Genomic DNA, 21,337 nt, shown 5'->3' on the forward strand with positions numbered 1-21,337 from the left:
TTCCTTGTTATTTCGAGTCGCTATTTTTATCGGCCATCAGGCTGAGATAACGTTCGATGATAAGATTGATGTCAAATTTAGCATACATTGCAGGCGTAATGTCAGGCGGAGACTGCCAGCCATGGCGGATTTTAGTGGCTAATGAAGAGGCATCAAGTGCAGACTGATAGCTGGCCAGTTCACCCACCATGATTTCTTTCACCCCTCCAGGACAAGCGGTGCTGACAACAGGTGTCTCACAAACCAGTGATTCGATCAATACTGTAGGCAAGCCCTCACTGTCCGAACTCAACACAAATAAACGCGCATCTTTTAGTACGGGTATAGGATTGGACATAAACCCGCCCAACACCACCTTATCCTGCAGGTTAAGTCTGACAATAAGCGCGTTAAGTTGTTCCGTAACCGACTTCTCTCCCTGACCGAGGATAATGAGTTTGGTGGGAATGTCAGCCATAGCAAATGCTTCAAGAAGACGGTCCTGTCGCTTAACCTGATGAAGACGGCCAATATGCAGAATGTAGTTTTCACCTGCAAAGGGATTGTGTCCCATCGAACGTTGTTTGATTTTATCAAAATCAAAAGGGTTATAAATGGTCAACCTCTTGGCAGGCCTGACGCCCACATTATTGATCATGTCCTCCCCTACCGCTTCAGAAACCGTCACAATATTGCGTTGGTGATAGGTGCGTTGAATTTTGTATTTTTTTAAATAACGAGAAAACGCATTTTTATTACCAAGGTACGAACGGGAAAAAATACCATGGATACAGTGCCAGACATTACATTCCTGTAACAGGCGAGACCTGACAACAATACGATCGGTTTTATGCAAGCTTGAAATGACAAGCGCGGGTGGCCCTTTTTCAGCAAAAAGTAGTTCAAGCCTGTCATCAAGCTGGCGTGCCCGGCGTGAGAGTTCAGTTAACTTGCGAAGCGGACCTGTACCATTATCGTGACACACTCGGTAGTCAATATTGCCGGGAATGGTGTAGTCTAGTTTCTTACTAAGCGATATCAGTGTGACCGGATAACCGCGATGCGCGATGCCCTCAGCCAGGGTTAACGTCACGTTTTCAGCGCCACCACCCGGTAAGCCATCAATGATAAAAAGAATATGTCTTGTCATGATAATGCCTGCCCGAGTCCTAAAATTGTTATCAAAATCTTAATCTAGTATCTATGTCATTGCTATGATTAAAGTTTTTATAATTCATGGTAACTAAATGAATTTGCGCAGATGAGGTCTGGTGCGTAACATAGCTATTCATTTTTTTGGGATTAAAGCCATTATGTCAAGACTTGCATTTCTCATTACTATCGATACTGAAGGCGATAATCTTTGGGAGAATCATGACAGCATCACTACACGAAATGCGATTTTCCTGCCGCGATTTCAGTCTTTATGCGAGAAATATGGCTTTAAACCTACCTGGTTGACTAACTATGAAATGGCCGTCGATCCTGTCTACGTTGAATTTGCAAAGGATGTTATTGCGCGTGGCCAGGGTGAAGTTGGGATGCATCTCCATGCGTGGAATAGTCCACCTCTGCATGACCTCACCGGCGACGACTGGCGGCATAAGCCATACTTAATCGAATATCCTCATGCAGTTATCAGGGAGAAAGTTAAGTACATGACTCAGCTTCTTGAGGATACCTTTCAAACTAAAATGCTCAGCCATCGCGCCGGGCGCTGGGCATTTAACGAATATTATGCCAGTTTGTTGACGGAATTCGGTTATCAGGTTGATTGCTCAGTAACACCTCGTGTTAACTGGAGCAGCTCGATGGGCAACCCAGCCGGGAAGGGGGGCAGTGACTACGTTAACTTTCCACGTCGTGCTTATCTTATTGATCCTGATGACATTGCTAAAAGTGGCCAATCGACATTGCTCGAGGTTCCTATGAGCATTCAATATAAATATTCGCCTGTTATCAACAGCATCAAAATGGGCGTGAAAAAGCTGCGTGGCAAGCATCCTGTTTCATCCGTGAACTGGTTAAGGCCAGTAGGTGGCAATCTCGAACAGATGAAAAAAGTCGTCAATCAGTCTATCGCCGAAGGCGCAGACTATGTTGAGTTTATGCTCCATTCTTCAGAGTTCATGCCAGGGGGGAGCCCCACGTTCAAAAATGAAAAAGATATTGAACAACTTTATGCTGATTTAGAGCAATTATTTAGCTGGCTACAGCATCAAACGACAGGTATGACCTTGGCGGATTATTATGCAACGTTTAAGGGTGAATAATGCGTAAGCGCTGGAAATTTGAATTAATAAATCTTTATTTACGCACAGTTACCCGACGTAACGGCATGGTAGGCTCCAGAGCTGAATTTTTATCAGATAATCAACCAAACGACTTCAAAAATATTGTCATTTATTCTACGACAGCGCTGGGAGATTTCATGATGAATACACCAGCGATAGGAGCCCTGCGGCAACGTTTTCCCGATGCCTGGATCACACTTGTAGCACATCCTAAATTTCGTGATTTTTTAACGGGTGGAAACGACTGGGATGACGTCGTCTACTGGAATAGCAAAGTTAAACAGGTGCCTGCCCTTGTAAAAGCGCTTCAGAAAAAGGGCCGTCCAGAATTGGCCGTGATTCTTCATTCACATGCGCCCTATGACTATACGAGTGCTGTTTTAGCTGGTGCCAGTTATATCTTCCGCGATAACTATCATGATGATGAATCTCTAATTGATCGCTGGTTGACTAACTATACCGTGGGTTATAAAGGGCATCTTATACAGCGCAAACTGGAGCTTATTGCGCCACTGGGGTGTGATACTTCAGCCGTTGAAATGCGGTTGCCTCATTTGCCGCCAAAATGTTTCACGACACGAGAGAGAAAAAAATTAGGCTTTCAGTTAGGTGCATCTTCCCCTGAACGTTGCTGGCCCATCGACTCTTTCGCCGCTGTGGCTAAACGCGCACTCTCCCATAATGAAGATCTTGATATTGTTTTAATCGGTGGTCCGGGAGAAGTGGTTTTAGGACAGCAGTTTATGGCACAACTGAGCCCTCAATTGCATCATCGTGTGGTCAATACGATTGGTAAAACTTCACTGCCACAACTTGTTGAAACAATAAATCAGTTTGATGCTTTACTGACAGGCGATACTGGACCTTTTCACGTCGCGATCGCACTGAAAGTACCAACGCTCAGTCTGTTTGCGACGGCTCAGCCTGTGTTTAGTGGGCCTTATCAAGATCTGAATATCCACCATGCCATCCTGGGCGTCCAGTCTGCCCTGAAGGCCGAGACATTAGGTGATGGTGCGATGAAGTCCATTTCTGTAGATCAGGTTATAGATACATTTGAAGATTATTTCGATGTCTTAAAGCCTTTATGACAACATCGAACGCAATAAATAGTAGGGAATAATGTTATGAAGGTGATTCATATTATCAACCTGGATAAAATGGGTGGGGCTGAAAAAATCTTTTTGCAATTTATTAGCGAGAGCAATTTACAAAATAAAATATTTTGCATAAGTAACAATGTAGACCCGAGCATCAAGCAATCTTTGGTCGGTCATGACATTCAATTTGTAAATAAGATTTTCCCTTTTGCTAAAATAAAATTCCCTCCTTTTTTAAGACCAGTTGTCCTTAAAAAACGAATTGAAAGAGAAGGAGCGGATGTGTTGGTGGTATGGGATCTTATACCTCGCTTATCAGGTAAGCCGCGTGACGTTAAAACCGTTTATTATGACCATGGTTCGTCATGGGTATTCGATAATAATCAACGCACGCGTGAATTTATAAATTACATTGATGCCGCTATTGCTCCCAGCAAAGCATCGAAAGCGATGATGCAGATGCGATTATCGATAAGTGTGCCTGTAAAAATTATTCCCAATACATTACCTGTCCCTAAAGCCAATATGAGGCTCAAAACACCTCCGTCAAAGCATGAGTTAATTCTGGGGACTGCTTCGCGACTGGCTGGTGTAAAAGGGATTGCTGTCTCTGTACTTATGGTGGCTGAGCTACTCAAACGCGATATCAATGCCCGTCTTTTGATTGCCGGAAAAGGGCCAGAAGAAACGCACTTGAGAGCTTTGGTCAAAGAAAGAGGACTAGAAAAACATGTCAGCTTCCTTGGTTATCAGGAGGATTTAGGTGATTTTTATGATTCTATTCACCTCTATATGAGTCTGTCTGTTGCAGAAAGTTTTGGTTTGTCCTGTCTTGATGCACAGTTGCATAAAGTCCCCTGTATTTATTCTGTCGTTGACGGACAACCAGAAGTGAATATACATGAGGTAACCGGAATAGGTATCAAACCGACGCTGAGCATACAAGACTATATTAGCCAGACAGGCTACCCTGCTGATGTTGAAAGAAAGTTTGTATATGATCCTGTAAATAAAAAAATTACCAAACCCATGATCGTTTCTTATCTTGATGGTGCAGATGCAATTGAAGGAATATTACAAAAAGGAAACTATTTGCGTTTTCTGGAGGGGATTGAGCAAAGGAATATGATCCTGTCTGACAGAAACGATATGATTAAGAACATCGAAGATTTTCTTACCCAGGTAAAAATGAAATGACGATAAAATTTAAAGTGCCAGCAATAGTACTCGCACTAAGTTGTGTATCTTTTTCAACTGCATTGAATGCGTCAACAGTCTGTCGCAATGCACTTTTTATGGCATTCATAATATCATTTTTTGATATTTTTTTTAACAGACGGAATTTAAAGACAGATAGCGTCTTTTATTTTTCGCTGACGAGTGCCTTCCTCGCTTTAGGACTTATCTTGCATGCTAAGTTTTTCCATTCAATTGTAATGTTTTCAGTTGATGAAAACTATTATTACGTAGCGATTCGCATATTGATGGCGAGCGTTATCATTTACTACCTTGCGCAACAGAAAGAATATATCTCAAAGAATGGTTTTTTGTTTTCCAAGATTTTGATTCTTGTAGGTTTTTTATATGTTTCCGTGCAAGGGATTCTCATTCATTACCAAAACCCGGGTGTCCGACTGGAAATCAAAACTGTTGCGACTACTGTAGCCTATGTCTATGCTATTCAGGCTTTTGCGGCTATATATGTTACTTCGACTTTAAAAACAAAGTTTTCATTTTTATTGAATGTCTTAGTCATTCTTCTTGGGTTTTATGTGCTGTTACTTACTGAGACGCGGTCTGTTATACTAACCTACCCAATATTGGTTTTTGTTTTTTTGGCTCAGTCAAAACTTATTAACAGGAACATTATCTTACTGATGGTTGCAATCATTGCGATCACTTTTTTTATTAATCATAAGCCGTTTTACAATGCTTTCGAAAGAATTGTCTCTACATCAAGTGAGATTAAAGATTATAACGCCAATAATGGAAATACTTCTCTTGGTGCGAGATTTAGTTTATGGAAAGCAGGACTGTATGCTTTTGCAAAACACCCAATGGGTCAAAGTGCAGATCAGCGTTATATTGAGATTAAAAATTATATTGATCAATATGAACATAAAAATCCTGAAGCATTACGTGCAATAGATTTTCATATGCATAATGAATTCATTGATAGCCTTAGCTTAAGGGGTATTTGGGGCGCTTTGCTACTGGCATCATTCTTTTTTTCACTGGCCTATATTTTCATAAAAAATAATGAAAGTATTGCCGGCGTCATTTTGCTCTTAACGCCTAATTTTATTTATGGCCTGACTGACACTTTATTTATTGATTTACGCTGTGCAATAGTGCTTATGCTGGGGGTACCTGTCTATCTGTTAATTAAAAGACAGGCATAGAAGACAAAACGAGCAGATTGACTCTGCTCGTTTTTTATTTGTCGAGTAACGGACCGAGCGCGTTTGACACCTTCTCTGGAGTAATACTGTTAAGATTGTTATCAGTGGATTTGAGTACGAACTGATTTTGCCCATAACCCCCAATCAAACCCGGATCGGTGGGGCCATATAACGTGATATTGGGCCTGTCCAGCGCGGCGGTCAGATGGCTCAGCCCTGTATCTACCGACACTACGGCATCTGCGCCTGCCAACTGCTGTGCTACGGCTTCAAGAGAAAGCTTAGGCAAGACTTCTACGTGCTCAAAACCTTCAGCCAGACGCAGCGCACGCTGATGTTCATGTTCAGCGCCCCACGGCAGCTTTACACGCAAGCCCGCTGGCCGGACACGTTCAATCAACTCTCGCCAGTGAGATTCTGGCCAGTGCTTGTTATCACGGGTAGTGGCATGAAGAAATACCAGATAAGGGCTCTCATGCTGTGATAAGGGCTTCAGAAAATGGCCGGCAATTGCATAATCCCCCTGAGACGGGGGTTTATCGTAACCCAGACTTTTAGCAAACAGCTCACGCGTCCTCTCGACTGCATGTTGTTGCTTGCTGATCTCGTGTTTTTTGTCGTACCACCAGCTGGCGAAAGGTTCTCTCGCACTACGATTGTCCAGGCCGTGCTTAACGCCTTTAGCCAGACGAGTCACAAGCGCGGCGCTCTTAATCAGCCCCTGAGCGTCGATCACGATGTCGTAGTCACGAGACTGAAGCTCACGCTTGAAACGCACGCGCTCTTCACGCTGCAGGCTGCCAAACCAGTGTTTACGCCAGCGTCGAATGGCGACAGGCAGAACCTTATCCACTGCCGGATGCCAGGTCGGGATTTGTGCAAAATTTTCTTCCACCACCCAGTCAAAGCGTATTCCGGGCAGGGCATTCATGGCATCGGTGAGTGCTGGCAGCGTATGCAGGACGTCTCCCATGGAGGAGGTTTTGACGATCAGGACGTGCATGTCCCCTCCTGGACTTCGCGCAACAACGTGCTCAATGTTTCATGAACCTGTGCGGGCTGAATATCGATAAGACTTTGGTGATAGCCCTGCCCGGCATCGCCTTTGCGTACACGATGATAGCCGCTAATTAAACGGAGAATACGTGCCCGGTCAGACAGAGGTGGCGTAAAGTCAGGGCTGCTGGGACCATATAAGGCGACAAGCGGTCGGTTTAACGCTGCGGCAATATGCATCAGGCCCGAATCATTACTGACCACTGCGTGGCACTGAGCCAGCAGAATAACAGCCTGTTCCAGCTGCGTTTCGCCAGCCAGATTGCGGCAATGTGCACGGCTCGCTTCCGGTAGCGAAGACAGGATTTCTTCACCGGTGGAATGATCTTTAGCCGAGCCAAACAGCAGAATCTGATAACCCTCACTGATTAACTGCTGGGCAAGCGTCGCATAGTGAAAATGCGGCCAGCGTTTTGCCGGCCCAAACTCTGCACCGGGACAAAAACCAATCGTCGGCCGCTCGGGAGTCAGCTGAAACTGCGCGGACGTCTCACTTTTTTCCTGTTCACTGACCTGTAGCTGAGGCGTTAGCAGGGGTTGCGGCAGTTCCCGCGCTGAGCGGACTGGTGAGTCATAAGCCAGAGCCACATAGCGCTCAACCATCAGCGGAAACGCGGCTTTATCCAGTACCCGACAATCGTTTAACAGGCCGTAACGCATTTCTCCGCGCCAGCCAATACGGCGCTTGATCCCGGCAAAAAAGGGAACCAGCGCTGATTTAAAAGAGTTGGGTAAAACATAAGCGCGGTCATAATGGCTGGCCTGGAGCGATTTGCCCAGCCGACGGCGCTCGCCAAGCGCTAACGCGCCATGACCCAGCGGCATCGCCAGCGCCTGATTCACTTCAGGCATCCGTGAAAGTAAAGGACGGCACCACGCAGGTGCCATCACATCAATCACTGCGTCAGGATGTTCGGCCTTGAGGGTACGATAGAGACTTTGCGACATCATCATATCGCCGACCCACGACGGGCCGATCACCAGAATTTTCATTACCGGTATCTATTCCTTTAGACGTTGCGATTTAACCAAACCATATATTCAGAAACGCCCTGTGCCACGGTCTTAAACGGTTTGTCGTAACCCGCTGCGCGTAAATTAGACAGGTCGGCCTGCGTGTAAGCCTGGTAGCGGCCTTTCAGCTTGTCAGGGAAAGGAATGTACTCAATCTGGCCTTTCTGGTGAAAATTAAGCACCGCATCTGCCACTTCCTGGAAGGATTCGGCGCGGCCTGTTCCGCAGTTATAGATGCCGGAAATCCCATTCTCCCAGCACCACAGATTCACCGACACCACATCATCGACATGAATAAAATCACGTTTAAAGCCGTCGCTGCCTTCAAACAGCTTTGGATTTTCATCATTGCTAATCTGCGTGTTTAAATGAAACGCCACGCTTGCCATGCTGCCTTTATGGCTTTCACGCGGGCCGTAAACGTTAAAGTAGCGAAAGCCGCATACCGGCGAGGAGGCTTCAGGCAGGATCTGACGCACGTAGTGGTCGAACAGCATTTTTGAATAGCCGTAGACATTCAGTGGCTGTTCGTACTGGCGCTCTTCAATGAAATTCTCATTGCGTCCACCATAGGTGGCGGCAGAAGAAGCGTAAAGGAACGGAATTTCACGCTCAAGACAGAAGTGCAGCAGATCTTTAGAGTACTGATAGTTATTATCCATCATGTACTTACCGTCCCACTCGGTGGTGGCTGAGCAGGCACCTTCGTGAAAAACGGCTTCAATCGGACCAAGATCTTCACCTGACATGATATAGGTCAGGAATTCTTCTTTATCCATGTAATCAGCGATATCCAGATCGGCCAGATTCACGAACTTGGTGCCATCTTTAAGGTTATCCACGACCAGAATGTCGTTGTGACCGCGATCGTTCAGCGTTTTGACAATATTGCTGCCGATCATTCCTGCGCCACCGGTTACGATAATCATACTGTTACCTTTAAAGTTTTGAGTTGAAACGGGACATTTCACACGTAATGCCTACATCATAACATTTCATCCCGCTCCAGACAGCCAGATGACTCTGTAAGGTCCTGCACATCCGACAGAATGGCGTGAACTATGCTGCAAAATTAACATTCTTTTGGTCGATTAAGCGTAGAAAGGCGATATGTTCAGTAATATTTGCCAGATTTCCACCTTATCAGGAGCAGGATAATGCCAGCGCATTTTTACCAACATATCCGGCAGCAACTCGACGCCGCCCAGCGTGAAGGTTTATTCAAAAAAGAACGTATTATTACCTCCGCACAGCAGGCAGAAATTGAGGTCGGGCCTGAGCGTCCCGTAATTAACTTTTGCGCGAATAACTACCTGGGTTTGGCCAACCACCCAGCCTTAATTCAGGCAGCCAAAGAGGGCATGGATTCGCACGGTTTTGGCATGGCATCCGTGCGTTTTATCTGCGGTACCCAGGATATACACAAACAGCTGGAAAAAAAGCTCGCCGATTTTCTGGGAATGGAGGACGCCATTCTTTACTCCTCCTGTTTTGACGCCAACGGCGGGCTGTTTGAAACCTTACTGGGCGCGGAAGATGCCATCATCTCTGATGCACTCAATCATGCATCGATTATTGATGGTGTACGCCTGTGTAAAGCACAGCGCTATCGTTACGCTAACAATGATATGGCGCAACTGCGCGACCGCCTGAAGGAAGCCAGGGATAACGGGGCGAAGACCATTATGATTGCCACGGACGGCGTGTTCTCGATGGACGGCGTGATCGCCAATCTGAACGCCATTTGCGATCTTGCTGACGACTATTCCGCACTTGTCATGGTCGATGATTCCCATGCGGTTGGCTTTGTCGGAAGTACCGGTCGCGGAACGCATGAGTATTGCGACGTCATGGGCCGGGTCGACATTATCACCGGCACGCTGGGCAAGGCGCTGGGCGGCGCATCCGGCGGTTACACTGCTGCCAAAGCAGAGGTGGTGGAATGGCTGCGTCAGCGCTCACGGCCTTATCTGTTCTCTAACTCGCTGGCACCGGCAATTGTCGCGGCTTCTCTTCGCGTGCTGGATTTATTAAGCGAAGGCGACGGTTTGCGTCAGCGCTTGTGGGACAACGCACGTTTCTTCCGCGAAAAAATGACATCGGCAGGTTTTACGCTGGCCGGCGCCGATCATGCCATCATTCCGGTCATGTTGGGAGAAGCCAGCGTCGCGCAGGAATTTGCTCAGTTGTTACAACAGGAAGGCATCTATGTCACCGGGTTTTTCTATCCGGTTGTGCCAAAAGGTCAGGCACGCATCCGAACCCAAATTTCAGCAGCGCACAGCCAGCAGCAACTCGAAACGGCGGTGGCAGCTTTCACGCGCATTGGTAAACAACTTGGCGTCATTGCCTGAGGATTAACCATGAAAGCACTGGCTAAGTTGAAAAAAGAGCAGGGCATCTGGATGGTGACTGATGCGCCAGTTCCCGAGCCGGGTCACAACGATCTGCTGATAAAAATTCGTAAAACCGCCATCTGTGGGACAGACGTACATATTTACAACTGGGACGACTGGTCGCGTAAAACCATCCCGGTCCCCATGATTGTCGGCCACGAATATGTCGGTGAAGTGGTGGCTATTGGTCAGGAGGTTAAAGGGTTTAACATAGGCGATCGGGTTTCGGGCGAGGGGCATATCACCTGTGGGCACTGCCGAAACTGCCGCGCAGGCCGTACCCATCTCTGTCGAAATACCCAAGGCGTTGGCGTTAACCGCCAGGGATGCTTTGCAGAGTATCTGGTTATTCCCGCCTTTAATGCATTCAAAATTCCCGACAATATTTCCGACGAGCTGGCAGCGATTTTTGATCCCTTCGGCAACGCGGTACATACCGCCTTATCCTTCGACCTGGTCGGTGAAGACGTACTCATTTCCGGTGCCGGCCCTATTGGTATTATGGCGGCTGCGGTGTGCCGCCATGTCGGTGCGCGGAATGTCGTGATCACGGACATTAATGACTACCGGCTTGAACTGGCCCGCAAGATGGGCGTGACCTGCGCGGTCAATGTCGCCAGAGAAGATCTGCGTGAAGTCATGCATGCGCTGGACATGAAAGAAGGCTTTGACGTGGGATTAGAAATGTCAGGTGCACCGCCCGCTTTCCGAACCTTGCTTGAGGTGATGAATCACGGTGGGCGGTTGGCCTTACTGGGCATTCCTCCGGGAGAAATGGCTATTGACTGGAATCTGGTGATCTTTAAAGGACTGTTTATCAAGGGCATATATGGGCGTGAGATGTTCGAAACCTGGTATAAGATGGCCGCGCTGATTCAGTCAGGTTTGGATCTCACCCCGATTATCACTCACCGTTACCCGATTGATGACTTCCAGCAGGGTTTTGATGAAATGCGCTCGGGGCAGTCTGGAAAGGTGATTCTGGACTGGACATCGCCTTGATCGCCCGAGTAGCGAGTAAGAAAGATAACGTTTGTCTGCGTAATGTAATTGCTCAGCACCAGGTTTAATGCCTGGTGCTGAGTGTTTTAGAACAGTTCATCAATACGATGATAAAGCGGACTTTCTGTAATGCTTTCACCAATAACGCTCAGCGCACGGCTAGCCGGAACTGGTGCCAGCGGCTGCTTCACTTTACATTCACCAGGCGGCAGGAAGCCCTGAAGTGGCTTGCTGTGTGGTGTGATTTTGGCTGGCGATGCGTTGCCGTTGCGTAGCGGTTCATTCAATAACTGACCCGGCGTCACCAGGGTGATATCTGCGGGCAGCGAGGGCAACATTTGTTGCAGCACCCGCACGGTATTGGGATGCGGATGACCGATCGCAATCGCGTAGCCATCACGCTGGGCCAGACTGACTGCCCGGTTGAACTGCTGTCGAATCGCATTGATATCCTGACTGTCATCTAAAAATACGCGACGCTTAAGCACCCTGACGTGCGTTCCCTGTGCGGCCTGCAGTGACTGACTGTTACCAATCGTCATGCTGTCGAGAAAGTACAGATTGTACTGATTCAGCGCCTGCATGACTTTTTGCATACCCGGCAGGCTCGATGTCATTTTGCTGCCCATATGGTTATTCAGCCCCACTGCATAGGGGACATTGTTGACCGCACTACGGATGATGCGATCGATTTCCGCGCGGCTCATTTCAGGCGTTAAGGTGTTTTTCTCAAGCGGTTGCTTACTTAACGGCGCCATAGGCAGGTGAATCAGAACTTCACGGCCGCCCTGATGCGCTTTGATGGCCATCTGACGTGCATAGGGCGCATCAGGAAGCACCGCGACAGAGATCGCCTGCGGCATTTGCAGCACTTTATTTTCTTCCGTGGGTCGATAGCCGAAATCATCAATGACGATGGCGAGCTTAGCGGCCTGGGACGCGAAACTGAGCAACAGTCCGCACAGCAAGGCGGTAATCTGGTAACGATGAACTAACACTTATTTTCCCAACCACGGAACTGGATTGACCGCTTTACCCTGACGTCGGATTTCAAAATAGAGCGAAGGCGTGCCGCGACCACCGCTGGTGCCCACCAGCGCAATGGGCTGACCGGCCTTCACCTGGGCACCTACGCTGACGAGGGCGCTTTGGTTATAGCCATACAGACTCATATCTCCTTTACCATGCTCGATAACTACGACCAGACCATAGCCCTGCAACCAGTCGGCCATCAACACACGACCATCGGCAATGGCTTTGACCTCAGTGCCTTCCGGAGCCGCAATGACCAGGCCTTTCCAGCGTAATTCGCCTTGCAGTTCCTCACCGAACCGATGTTCGACGCGTCCGCGTACCGGCCAGATATCCTGACCGTTGGGCCGTCCCAGTCCGCCCGTTCGCGCCATCAGCTCGCGCTCGCTTTGTGTTGGCTGATAACTGGAGCCTTTCGCTTTCGCCTGCACCTGACGCTGACGCACTTTTTCTGCCTCACGTGCCTCACGGGCGGCGCGTTCACGGGCTTCTCGCTCGGCACGAGCGATTTTATCTTGCAGGCGGCTTTCGTTCTGGCGCATCTCAACCAGGTCAGCCTGATCCTTCTGCAGGGCGCTTTCCAGGGACGTGAGCGTTTTTTTACGCGCGGCGCTGGCTTGCTGGAGTTTGTCTTGTTGTTCTTGCTGCTGGGTTAACAGCGTTTTCTGCTGTTGTTGCTTTTGTTCCAGCGAGGCGCGCTGTTGGGCTAATTCCTGACGGGTGGTTTGCAGGGCGGTGATATTTTCCTGACGTGCGGTGTTCAGATAGCCAAAGTAGGCGAGGATACGTTCGCTACGCTGACTCTCTTCACCGCCTAACAGAAGTTGCAAACCTTTGTGCTGCCCCTGGCGAAAGGCGGCGTCCAGCTGTTCAGCAAGCAGCTTTTCCTGCTGGGCCTGCTGCTTTTCAAGACGGGAAACCGAGGCGGTGACCTGGGTAATCTCACCCTTCAGGGCCGACAGGCTGTTACGGGTTTCCCGTAGCTGTCGACTTGCCTGAGCAATGATCTTTTCCTGACTTTGTAGCTGATTAAGTAACTGGCTGCGCTGAACCTTTTGGGCTTTTACGCTTTTTTCTTTTTCGGCAATTTCTTGCTGGATAGATTTCAGCTGGGCTTTGTTGTCATCCGCCGATAAGCCGGGTAGAGGAAACAACAATATGCCCGCATAAAGCAGGCTAAAAGACAGGGCGGACAAGCGTGTAAACAACGGCAGGGGATGACCGTTGTAACGAGTCCATGTTGGTAGAACGGTTGTCTTTCCCTTCATAGGCCGATGATTATTCCACGATGAACAGTTGCTTACCAGCATTGCCGACCGGCTTTTGCTTTCTCAGTGCGATCCATTTTCATCAGGACAAGGGACAAGCGCCACGACATTTTTGCCATTCAGCCAATTTTTTTGGAAAATGACGCACAAATCGTCACTCTGTCCGCTTAGCGTCTGTACATGCGAAGTGGCGCAGGTATACTCAGAAGCCTTGTTTTAGCTTATTAGCCCGGTCTGGAGTCGTTACCCCTCATGCAAGAAATTATGCAGTTTGCAAGCAATCACCCCATCCTGAGTCTGGCATGGGTCGTCTTACTCGTACTGGTGATTGTGACTACCGTTAAAGGAATGTTCTCTAAAGTAAAAACTATCAGTCGAGGCGAAGCAACCCGACTCATTAACAAAGAGGACGCGGTAGTGGTAGACGTGCGTTCGCGTGATGATTACCGCAAGGGGCACATTTCGGGCGCGATAAATGTGGCTGCAGCAGATATCAAGAAAGGCAGTTTAGGCGAGTTGGAAAAGCATAAAGCACAGCCCATAATTGTTGTATGCGCAACCGGACAAAGCGCGGCAGATCCTGCTGCCCATCTGAGCGCGGCTGGATTTACCCAGGTTGCCGTTCTGAAAGACGGTATCAGTGGTTGGAGCGGCGAAAATCTGCCGTTGGTTCGCGGTAAATAATCATCCTGAGGTCCCTATGGCAAATGTTGAAATTTACATCAAAGCAACCTGTCCTTATTGCCACCGGGCAAAAGCGCTGCTGAGTCAAAAAGGCGTGGCGTTTCAGGAGATTCCCATTGATGGGGACATGGCAAAACGCGAAGAGATGATTAAGCGCAGTGGCCGGACTACCGTGCCGCAGATCTTTATCGACGGTCAGCATATTGGCGGCTGCGACGATCTGATGGCGCTCAACGATCGTGCAGGTTTAGATCCGTTACTTCAGGCGTAATTACGCCAGACATATTAACTTACAGGACTTAGTCACATGTCAGAACATAACACCAACGAAATGCAATTTCAGATTCAGCGCGTTTACACGAAAGACATTTCTTTTGAAGCGCCGAACGCGCCACAAGTGTTTCAGAAAGAGTGGGAACCAGACGTTAAGCTGGATCTGGACACGGCTTCTTCGCAGCTGGCTGATGAAGTGTATGAAGTGGTGCTGCGTGTGACTGTAACCGCGACCGTTGGCGAAGATACCGCTTTCCTGTGTGAAGTGCAGCAGGCGGGCATTTTCACCATCGGCGGTATCGACGGCACTCAGATGGCGCATTGCCTGGGCGCTTACTGCCCGAATATTCTGTTCCCTTATGCCCGTGAATGCATCACCAGTCTGGTTTCTCGTGGTACGTTCCCGCAGCTTAACCTCGCGCCGGTGAACTTTGATGCGCTGTTTATGAACTATCTGCAGCAGCAGCAAGGCGAAGAAGGTGCCGCGCAACATCAGGATGCCTGATGACTACTCACGCTTCGATTAGCGTCATCGGTGCCGGTTCGTACGGCACCGCTTTGGCGATTACGCTGGCCCGTAATGGCCATCCCGTGTTGTTGTGGGGCCATAATCCCGCCCACATGGCACAGCTGCAGTCAGACCGCTGCAATCTCGCTTTCCTGCCTGATGTTCCCTTTCCCGATAATCTGACGATTGAACCCGATCTCGCCAGGGCCATTGCGGCCAGCCGCGATCTACTGGTGGTCGTACCCAGCCACGTCTTTGGCGAAGTGCTGACGCAGATCAAACCTGGCTTACGTGAGGACTCGCGTATCGTCTGGGCGACGAAAGGGCTGGAAAAAGAAACCGGTCGTTTGCTGCAGGACGTCGCCCGGGAAATCCTGGGTGAGGCCATTCCGCTGGCGGTGATATCTGGCCCAACCTTCGCGAAAGAACTGGCCGCGGGTTTACCTACGGCGATTGCGCTGGCGGCAACCGATACGCAGTTTGCGGATGATTTGCAAACGCGGTTGCACTGCGGCAAAAGTTTCCGCGTGTATAACAATCCCGATTTTATCGGGGTTCAGCTGGGTGGCGCGGTTAAAAATGTGATCGCGATTGGTGCTGGGATATCGGACGGTATCGGATTTGGCGCGAATGCACGAACGGCATTAATCACCCGTGGACTGGCAGAGATGAGCCGTCTTGGCGCAGCGTTGGGTGCCGATCCCACGACGTTTATGGGGATGGCAGGCCTGGGCGATCTGGTGCTGACCTGTACCGATAATCAGTCGCGTAACCGCCGCTTTGGCATGATGTTGGGGCAGGGTGAAGAGGTCGATGGCGCACAACGCATTATCGGACAAGTTGTAGAAGGTTACAGAAATACGAAAGAAGTCAAAGCGCTGGCTGCACGTGTCGGGGTTGAAATGCCCATTACGGAGCAGATTTATCAGGTGCTCTATTGCGGAAAACCGGCACGAGATGCAGCATTAAGCCTGCTGGGGCGTTCGAGGAAGGACGAAAACAGTACAAACTAAAGCAGGAAGCCAGGCATCATCACCTGCAGCGCCGATCAAGGCGCTTTTTTATCGGGAGAAAACAGCATGTCGTCTGATGAGTTAGAACTGGTCTGGGACAATATCAAGGCGGAAGCACGCGCGCTGGCAGACTGCGAGCCGATGCTGGCCAGCTTTTACCATGCGACATTGCTTAAGCATGAGAATCTTGGCAGTGCTCTTAGCTATATGCTGGCCAATAAGCTGGCGAATCCGATCATGCCTGCTATCGCTATTCGTGAAGTGGTAGAAGAAGCATACCGTGAAGATCCCTCAATGATTGCGTCTGCAGCTTGTGATATTCAGGCGGTTCGCCTGCGCGATCCTGCGGTTGATAAATACTCCACGCCGCTGCTTTATCTGAAAGGCTTTCATGCGCTTCAGGCGCATCGTATCGGGCACTGGCTGTGGAATGAAGGCCGACGCGCTCTGGCCGTTTATCTGCAAAACGAAGTCTCAGTCTCCTTTGCGGTTGATATTCATCCGGCTGCCAAAATTGGTCATGGGATCATGCTGGATCATGCTACCGGGATTGTGATCGGTGAAACCGCCGTTGTGGAAAATGATGTATCAATCCTGCAGTCAGTAACGCTTGGCGGCACCGGAAAAACCAGCGGCGACCGCCATCCGAAAATTCGTGAAGGGGTGATGATTGGCGCGGGTGCGAAAATCCTCGGTAATATCGAGGTAGGCCGTGGTGCCAAGATTGGTGCCGGCTCCGTGGTGTTGCAATCTATCCCTCCACATACCACCGCCGCCGGGGTTCCTGCGCGCATCGTCGGCAAGCCCGGCAGTGAAAAGCCGTCAATGGATATGGATCAACACTTTAACGGTAACGGTGCAGGCTTCCAGTTTGGCGATGGTATTTAAGATTTAATCAGTGCGCCAGCATAGTCGAGTTGGCGCCACGCTTCGTAAACCACTACCGATACCGCGTTGGACAGGTTCATGCTACGGCTTTCCGCCATCATCGGAATGCGGATTTTTTGCGCTGCGGGCAGAGCCTGTAATATCTCTGCGGGTAACCCGCGGCTTTCCGGTCCAAACAGCAAATAATCCCCAGACTGATAGTTGACCGCACTGTGTGCGGGCGTGCCTTTGGTGGTCAGCGCAAACAGGCGCTCAGGCTGCTCGGTAGCGATGAAAGCCTGATAGTCAGCATGAAATTTGATCGCGGTAAATTCGTGATAGTCCAACCCGGCGCGACGCAGGCGCTTATCGTCCCAGGCAAAGCCCAGTGGCTCAATCAGGTGGAGCTGAAAACCGGTATTGGCGCACAGGCGAATAATATTGCCGGTGTTAGGTGGGATTTCTGGTTCAAATAATACGATGTTAAGCATAAGGCCCCCGATAACGAGGGCCGAAGCATAGCAAATTATTGCCTTGCAGAGGAGTAAAGTGGCAGCCAGATAGTGAGGCGCAGTCCACCCAGCGGGCTGTCATCCGCTTTGACCCACCCGCGATGTTGCTGTATTGCCGTTTCCACAATCGCCAGCCCGAGGCCAGTACCGCCGGATTCCCTGTCTCGCGCTTCATCAGTGCGGTAGAAAGGACGAAATATCTGCTCGCGATCCTCCGGGCTGACGCCAGGACCGTCATCATCAACGTGCACGGTAATACCCGAGATATCCACGGAAAAACTGACGCTGATATGCGTGTGCGAGTAGCGCAACGCATTACGGACGATGTTCTCCAGCGCGCTTTCCAGCGCATGTGGGTTGCCGTATAGCGGCCAGGGGCCTGGAGGATAAGGAATCTCCAGCGTCTTGCCCATTTGTTCCGCTTCAAACCTGGCGTCTTCCAGCACGTCATTCCAGAGCTGGTTTGCCTTCATGGCTTCGCTAACCAGCGCGTTCTTATGCTGGGTTCTCGACAGCACCAACAGGTCATTAATCATGCCGTCAAGCCGCTGAGCTTCCATCTCAATGCGCTCCAGCTCTTTGCCTTCACCCTGACGGCGACGCAGCAGGGCGGTAGCCAGCTGAAGTCTCGTCAGCGGCGTACGCAATTCGTGGCTGATATCGGAAAGCAGACGTTGCTGACCGTTCATCATGCGCTCCAGCGCACTCACCATTTGATTGAAGCTGGAACCGGCGGCCAGAAACTCCTGCGGGCCCGATTCCAGTTCAGGATGTTGACGCAGGTTGCCGCTGGCCACTTCATCCGCAGCGTATTTGAGTTTACGTGCAGGACGCGCCAGGCTCCACGCCAGCCAGAGCAGAAGCGGTGAGCTAATCAGCATGGTAACGATAAGCAGTAGCAAAGGCCGGTCAAACAGCAGGTTGATAAAGTCCAGTTGAGAACTGCTGGCAGGCCGAATCAGGTAAAGCTGATAGTTATCCTCCCCATCCCGAACGGCGAAAGGGCCCACCATTTCGACGCGACCATACTTTTTCTTCTGTGGATGATCGGCATTGTCTGACTGACCGATGAAGTTACGGATAACCTGCATTTCATTATGTTGCGCGCCAATAACCCGGCCTTCGCTGGTGACTAACAGCAAGCGCTGACCGGGCGGTGCCCATTTCTCAATCGCGCGAAATAAGCGCCGCCACCACATCAAATCGTTAGGGGGATCGCGCATTAACTCCGCTTCAACATGCTGCTCTATCATCGTCCCCTGACGCTGCTCACTCTCCATCAGCGACGTCATCTGACGTGAATCAAGCTTGGGTACCATGAGCACCAGCATCAATACCAGTGCCAGCGTCAGCCAGAAAATAGCAAAGATGCGGGTAGTCAAACTTCCTATCATGATGCAGAAACCATCAGATAGCCGCGGCCACGTAATGTCTTAAACCACGGATGTCCGTCACGGCGGTCAGGGAGCTTACGGCGCAGGTTAGAGATGTGCATGTCAATGGCGCGGTCAAAAGGCGTAAGGCGTTTGCCCAGCACTTCCTGGCTAAGGTGCTCGCGAGAGACAACCTGCCCAAGATGCTGTGCCAGAAGATAAAGCAGGGTGAATTCCGTTCCGGTGAGATCCAGCGTCTCGCTGTCGAAACTGGCTTCCTGACGGCCCGGATTCAGGCGCAGGCAGTCAACTTCCAGCGTGGGTGAACTGTTATCGTGCTGTTGCTGCTGTTCACTCCAGTTTGAACGGCGCAGGATAGCGCGAATACGCGCGACCAGCTCACGATCGTTAAAGGGTTTAGGCAGATAGTCATCGGCACCCAGTTCAAGGCCCAGCACGCGATCCAGTTCGCTTCCGCGTGCGGTAAGCATAATGACGGGCGTCTGATATTGCTGGCGTAATTCTTTCAGGGTGTCGATACCGTTTTTCTTCGGCATCATGACATCCAGTAAAAGCAGATCAATTGAGTTATCAAGCAGGTTCAACGCTTGTTCACCATCGCTGGCGACCACGACTTCAAACCCTTCCATTTCCAACAGCTCTTTCAAAAGCGAAGTTAATTCGCGGTCATCATCTACCAACAGGATTTTATTCATTTTTGTAGCCCTCCGCAGGCAAAATAGCGTGTTCCCATGATACCAATCCATCGATTTACGTACTTTTACACCCCCTGACGGATGTTTGCAGCTATCGCCGTACACTGGCTATCGTTGAATCGCAAAACAGAACGAACTGGAGTAAACGATGCGCAAATTAACCGCCGTCGTTATTGCCTCAGCGATGGTTCTCTGTAACGCCAGCGCAAGAGCAGCAGAGCCGATGGCGCCTGATGATGTGCATCACGGCGAATTTACGACAGGCAGTATGACGCAAAATTCGCAAAGTCACATGTTCGACGGCATTGAGTTGACGGAACATCAACGGCAGCAGATGCGTGACCTTATGCAGCAAGCCCGACACGATCGTCCGGCAACGAATATTGATGATATCGCAGCCATGCATGATTTAGTGACTGCAGATAATTTTAACGAAGCGGCCATCCGCAGTAAGGCAGAAGCCATTGCCAGAGTTCAGGTAGAGCAGCAGGTTGAGATGGCGCGCGTTCGTAATCAGATGTACCACCTGTTAACGCCGGAGCAGCAGGCCGCGTTACAAAAGAATTATGAGCGGCGTATAAATTCATTACGCAAGCTTTCGAATCTGCAGCCAGCATCATCGCTGCAACCCGTGAGTCGTACCAGTAGTAACCAGTAGTAAATAGTATCCCTGTTTTCCTTGCCATAGACACATCCCTGTCTTCCCCCTCATGATGAGGGGGTTTTTTTTATCAGGTACTTATCCAAAAATCCTTTAAAATCAGTGCGTGCCTAAAAACACGCTAAGCATTTGCAGACAGGTATAAGCGCCGCTGGTGTAGACAATATGTAGACAATATGTAGACAACATTAGCTACACATTGAGGCCACCTTCAAGCGGATTACGCGTAATCGCATCCCTCAAATCGTTAGGTGCAAAATGGGCATAAGCTGCCGTTTGCTCAATCCTCGCATGGCCTAAAATCGCCTGTACCGATATGAGATTTCTGCCGTCTATCATGACCAACGACTGAACGTATGCCGCAAGATATGCATAGCTTGATGCCTGGGTATATCTGGCTTCGCCAGTTTCATTAATTTGCAGAATTGTTCCGGGCTCACTTTGAACCAAAGATCCCTTTTCATCTCATGATGTTTTTTTCTGCGATTTATCATTTACGATGAATTTACAATTTATCCGGTAGTTAAAAAAATAGAAAACACCGTTGGTTTTATTCCTGTTTTTCAGGGGGCTGTTTTTCTTGCGCGTTTTACCATCGAAGATATTTCACTTTTCTTTCATCTTTTAAATACATGATAAGTAAAACTTATTTAACTTCCTGCTTTGTTTTTATTTATATTTCAATCAGCTGCAAATATCCCGCTCCGCTTGCACGCTAATTGCGCAGTTCTACACTTAAGTTGTCTCAGCATGGAAGCCGATGTACTTACGAAATTAACGGAGAGCAGCAACCACATCATGTAGTCCGAATTAACCTATTAACGGAGTAAATTATGGCAGAGCATCGTGGTGGTTCAGGTAATTTCGCAGACAACCCGCAAAAAGCGTCTGAAGCCGGTAAAAAAGGCGGTAAGAGCAGCGGCACTGGCGGCGGTGGTAATTTTAAAAATAACCCCGAAAAAGCCTCCGAAGCGGGCAAGAAAGGCGGCAAAAAGTAACGGCTGCTAAGCACTGAACCAAATCTGCACGTTGATTTGGCGCTTACCCAAGGTAGGCAATTCGCCCCGTCTCTCTATGAGGACGGGGCGAAGTACTTTTTTATCCCTTCAGAAATGCCATTTCATCCTGCTTCTTCGCCGTTCAGACAGTCAGGCGCGACGCCTTCTGTAGTGTTAAACTTAGCCTTT

General features: G+C 49.4%; 22 protein-coding genes. 13 read left to right on the forward strand and 9 right to left on the reverse strand.

The genetic code is table 11. The features are described from left to right. Positions 1-7: 7 nt before the first annotated feature. A complete protein-coding gene (locus tag PAGR_RS00720) occupies positions 8-1,129 on the reverse strand; it encodes a glycosyltransferase (protein ID WP_014604749.1) in 1,122 nt (373 codons plus the stop codon). A gap of 163 nt (positions 1,130-1,292) precedes the next feature. On the opposite strand from PAGR_RS00720, the gene PAGR_RS00725 reads away from it, so the two are divergent. From PAGR_RS00725 to PAGR_RS00740, 4 genes are read left to right on the forward strand one after another with little or no spacing between them, the layout of a single operon-like run. Continuing rightward, positions 1,293-2,252 carry a polysaccharide deacetylase family protein gene (locus tag PAGR_RS00725; protein ID WP_014604750.1) on the forward strand — a complete coding sequence of 320 codons (960 nt, stop codon included), beginning with the start codon at positions 1,293-1,295 and terminating at the stop codon, positions 2,250-2,252. Next, the gene (locus PAGR_RS00730) at positions 2,252-3,364 is read left to right on the forward strand and encodes a glycosyltransferase family 9 protein (protein ID WP_014604751.1); all 1,113 of its coding nucleotides are present in this window, start codon (positions 2,252-2,254) and stop codon (positions 3,362-3,364) included. The genes PAGR_RS00725 and PAGR_RS00730 overlap by 1 nt, the downstream gene beginning before the upstream one ends. A 36-nt stretch (positions 3,365-3,400) precedes the next feature. Next, entirely contained in the window at positions 3,401-4,570 is a 1,170-nt protein-coding gene (locus tag PAGR_RS00735; RefSeq protein ID WP_014604752.1) for a glycosyltransferase, read from the forward strand. Further along, entirely contained in the window at positions 4,567-5,775 is a 1,209-nt protein-coding gene (locus PAGR_RS00740; RefSeq protein WP_014604753.1) for an O-antigen ligase family protein, read from the forward strand. The genes PAGR_RS00735 and PAGR_RS00740 overlap by 4 nt, the downstream gene beginning before the upstream one ends. A 34-nt stretch (positions 5,776-5,809) precedes the next feature. On the opposite strand, the gene rfaC is transcribed toward PAGR_RS00740, so the two are convergent. The 3 genes from rfaC to rfaD are packed head-to-tail and all read right to left on the reverse strand — an operon-like array spanning position 5,810 to position 8,774. Continuing rightward, positions 5,810-6,778 carry a lipopolysaccharide heptosyltransferase RfaC gene (gene rfaC, locus PAGR_RS00745; protein WP_014604754.1) on the reverse strand — a complete coding sequence of 323 codons (969 nt, stop codon included), beginning with the start codon at positions 6,776-6,778 and terminating at the stop codon, positions 5,810-5,812. Further along, positions 6,766-7,824, reverse strand: a complete 1,059-nt coding sequence (rfaF, locus tag PAGR_RS00750; RefSeq protein ID WP_014604755.1) for an ADP-heptose--LPS heptosyltransferase RfaF — start codon at positions 7,822-7,824, stop codon at positions 6,766-6,768. Before rfaF ends, rfaC begins: the two co-directional genes overlap by 13 nt. Before the next feature lie 17 nt (positions 7,825-7,841). Beyond that, positions 7,842-8,774, reverse strand: a complete 933-nt coding sequence (gene rfaD / locus PAGR_RS00755) for an ADP-glyceromanno-heptose 6-epimerase (protein ID WP_014604756.1) — start codon at positions 8,772-8,774, stop codon at positions 7,842-7,844. A gap of 228 nt (positions 8,775-9,002) precedes the next feature. Here rfaD and kbl point away from each other — a divergent pair, with 228 nt between their 5' ends. Both kbl and tdh read left to right on the forward strand, forming a co-directional pair. Beyond that, positions 9,003-10,199 (forward strand): glycine C-acetyltransferase, encoded by a 1,197-nt coding sequence (kbl, locus tag PAGR_RS00760; RefSeq protein ID WP_014604757.1) that lies wholly within the window; start codon positions 9,003-9,005, stop codon positions 10,197-10,199. Positions 10,200-10,208: 9 nt separating this feature from the next. Beyond that, a complete protein-coding gene (gene tdh / locus PAGR_RS00765; RefSeq protein ID WP_013027720.1) occupies positions 10,209-11,243 on the forward strand; it encodes an L-threonine 3-dehydrogenase in 1,035 nt (344 codons plus the stop codon). An 86-nt stretch (positions 11,244-11,329) separates the two neighbouring features. Here tdh and PAGR_RS00770 read toward each other — a convergent pair whose 3' ends face one another. Beyond that, on the reverse strand, positions 11,330-12,241 hold the full coding sequence (locus PAGR_RS00770) for a divergent polysaccharide deacetylase family protein (protein ID WP_014604758.1): 912 nt from the start codon (positions 12,239-12,241) through the stop codon (positions 11,330-11,332). After that, positions 12,242-13,543, reverse strand: coding sequence for a murein hydrolase activator EnvC (envC, locus tag PAGR_RS00775; protein ID WP_014604759.1), 1,302 nt, complete (start codon positions 13,541-13,543; stop codon positions 12,242-12,244). A 252-nt stretch (positions 13,544-13,795) separates the two neighbouring features. Here envC and PAGR_RS00780 point away from each other — a divergent pair, with 252 nt between their 5' ends. The 5 genes from PAGR_RS00780 (at position 13,796) to cysE (ending at position 16,909) form a co-directional block, all read left to right on the forward strand. After that, positions 13,796-14,227, forward strand: a complete 432-nt coding sequence (locus tag PAGR_RS00780) for a rhodanese-like domain-containing protein (RefSeq protein WP_013027717.1) — start codon at positions 13,796-13,798, stop codon at positions 14,225-14,227. 16 nt (positions 14,228-14,243) lie between these two features. After that, positions 14,244-14,498 carry a glutaredoxin 3 gene (gene grxC / locus PAGR_RS00785; protein WP_013027716.1) on the forward strand — a complete coding sequence of 85 codons (255 nt, stop codon included), beginning with the start codon at positions 14,244-14,246 and terminating at the stop codon, positions 14,496-14,498. Between the two features lie 36 nt (positions 14,499-14,534). Continuing rightward, positions 14,535-15,005 carry a protein-export chaperone SecB gene (gene secB / locus PAGR_RS00790; protein ID WP_013027715.1) on the forward strand — a complete coding sequence of 157 codons (471 nt, stop codon included), beginning with the start codon at positions 14,535-14,537 and terminating at the stop codon, positions 15,003-15,005. Further along, positions 15,005-16,021: an NAD(P)H-dependent glycerol-3-phosphate dehydrogenase gene (gene gpsA / locus PAGR_RS00795; protein WP_013027714.1), complete on the forward strand. Its 1,017-nt coding sequence runs from the start codon at positions 15,005-15,007 to the stop codon at positions 16,019-16,021. The genes secB and gpsA overlap by 1 nt, the downstream gene beginning before the upstream one ends. 66 nt (positions 16,022-16,087) lie before the next feature. Continuing rightward, positions 16,088-16,909, forward strand: coding sequence for a serine O-acetyltransferase (gene cysE / locus PAGR_RS00800; RefSeq protein WP_013027713.1), 822 nt, complete (start codon positions 16,088-16,090; stop codon positions 16,907-16,909). Here the strand turns inward: cysE and trmL are convergent. From trmL to cpxR, 3 genes are read right to left on the reverse strand one after another with little or no spacing between them, the layout of a single operon-like run. Continuing rightward, a complete protein-coding gene (trmL, locus tag PAGR_RS00805; RefSeq protein ID WP_013027712.1) occupies positions 16,906-17,379 on the reverse strand; it encodes a tRNA (uridine(34)/cytosine(34)/5-carboxymethylaminomethyluridine(34)-2'-O)-methyltransferase TrmL in 474 nt (157 codons plus the stop codon). The genes cysE and trmL overlap by 4 nt on opposite strands. Positions 17,380-17,414: 35 nt before the next feature. Further along, entirely contained in the window at positions 17,415-18,794 is a 1,380-nt protein-coding gene (gene cpxA, locus PAGR_RS00810) for an envelope stress sensor histidine kinase CpxA (protein ID WP_013027711.1), read from the reverse strand. Next, positions 18,791-19,489 (reverse strand): envelope stress response regulator transcription factor CpxR, encoded by a 699-nt coding sequence (gene cpxR, locus PAGR_RS00815; protein WP_014604760.1) that lies wholly within the window; start codon positions 19,487-19,489, stop codon positions 18,791-18,793. The genes cpxA and cpxR overlap by 4 nt, the downstream gene beginning before the upstream one ends. 148 nt (positions 19,490-19,637) lie before the next feature. On the opposite strand from cpxR, the gene cpxP reads away from it, so the two are divergent. Both cpxP and PAGR_RS00825 read left to right on the forward strand, forming a co-directional pair. Beyond that, entirely contained in the window at positions 19,638-20,147 is a 510-nt protein-coding gene (gene cpxP / locus PAGR_RS00820) for a cell-envelope stress modulator CpxP (RefSeq protein ID WP_013027709.1), read from the forward strand. A gap of 836 nt (positions 20,148-20,983) precedes the next feature. Further along, a complete protein-coding gene (locus PAGR_RS00825; RefSeq protein ID WP_013027707.1) occupies positions 20,984-21,148 on the forward strand; it encodes a KGG domain-containing protein in 165 nt (54 codons plus the stop codon). Positions 21,149-21,337: the final 189 nt, after the last annotated feature.

Source organism: Pantoea ananatis PA13, assembly GCF_000233595.1.
Lineage (GTDB): Bacteria > Pseudomonadota > Gammaproteobacteria > Enterobacterales > Enterobacteriaceae > Pantoea > Pantoea ananatis.

Bases quoted from the DNA above. Each gene is read 5' to 3' on its own strand.
- PAGR_RS00720 (WP_014604749.1), bottom strand. From the start codon at position 1,129: ATGACAAGACATATTCTTTTTATCATTGATGGCTTACCGGGTGGTGGC.
- PAGR_RS00725 (WP_014604750.1), top strand. From the start codon at position 1,293: ATGTCAAGACTTGCATTTCTCATTACTATCGATACTGAAGGCGATAAT.
- PAGR_RS00730 (WP_014604751.1), top strand. From the start codon at position 2,252: ATGCGTAAGCGCTGGAAATTTGAATTAATAAATCTTTATTTACGCACA.
- PAGR_RS00735 (WP_014604752.1), top strand. From the start codon at position 3,401: ATGAAGGTGATTCATATTATCAACCTGGATAAAATGGGTGGGGCTGAA.
- PAGR_RS00740 (WP_014604753.1), top strand. From the start codon at position 4,567: ATGACGATAAAATTTAAAGTGCCAGCAATAGTACTCGCACTAAGTTGT.
- rfaC (WP_014604754.1), bottom strand. From the start codon at position 6,778: ATGCACGTCCTGATCGTCAAAACCTCCTCCATGGGAGACGTCCTGCAT.
- rfaF (WP_014604755.1), bottom strand. From the start codon at position 7,824: ATGAAAATTCTGGTGATCGGCCCGTCGTGGGTCGGCGATATGATGATG.
- rfaD (WP_014604756.1), bottom strand. From the start codon at position 8,774: ATGATTATCGTAACCGGTGGCGCAGGAATGATCGGCAGCAATATTGTC.
- kbl (WP_014604757.1), top strand. From the start codon at position 9,003: ATGCCAGCGCATTTTTACCAACATATCCGGCAGCAACTCGACGCCGCC.
- tdh (WP_013027720.1), top strand. From the start codon at position 10,209: ATGAAAGCACTGGCTAAGTTGAAAAAAGAGCAGGGCATCTGGATGGTG.
- envC (WP_014604759.1), bottom strand. From the start codon at position 13,543: ATGAAGGGAAAGACAACCGTTCTACCAACATGGACTCGTTACAACGGT.
- PAGR_RS00780 (WP_013027717.1), top strand. From the start codon at position 13,796: ATGCAAGAAATTATGCAGTTTGCAAGCAATCACCCCATCCTGAGTCTG.
- grxC (WP_013027716.1), top strand. From the start codon at position 14,244: ATGGCAAATGTTGAAATTTACATCAAAGCAACCTGTCCTTATTGCCAC.
- secB (WP_013027715.1), top strand. From the start codon at position 14,535: ATGTCAGAACATAACACCAACGAAATGCAATTTCAGATTCAGCGCGTT.
- gpsA (WP_013027714.1), top strand. From the start codon at position 15,005: ATGACTACTCACGCTTCGATTAGCGTCATCGGTGCCGGTTCGTACGGC.
- cysE (WP_013027713.1), top strand. From the start codon at position 16,088: ATGTCGTCTGATGAGTTAGAACTGGTCTGGGACAATATCAAGGCGGAA.
- trmL (WP_013027712.1), bottom strand. From the start codon at position 17,379: ATGCTTAACATCGTATTATTTGAACCAGAAATCCCACCTAACACCGGC.
- cpxA (WP_013027711.1), bottom strand. From the start codon at position 18,794: ATGATAGGAAGTTTGACTACCCGCATCTTTGCTATTTTCTGGCTGACG.
- cpxR (WP_014604760.1), bottom strand. From the start codon at position 19,489: ATGAATAAAATCCTGTTGGTAGATGATGACCGCGAATTAACTTCGCTT.
- cpxP (WP_013027709.1), top strand. From the start codon at position 19,638: ATGCGCAAATTAACCGCCGTCGTTATTGCCTCAGCGATGGTTCTCTGT.
- PAGR_RS00825 (WP_013027707.1), top strand. From the start codon at position 20,984: ATGGCAGAGCATCGTGGTGGTTCAGGTAATTTCGCAGACAACCCGCAA.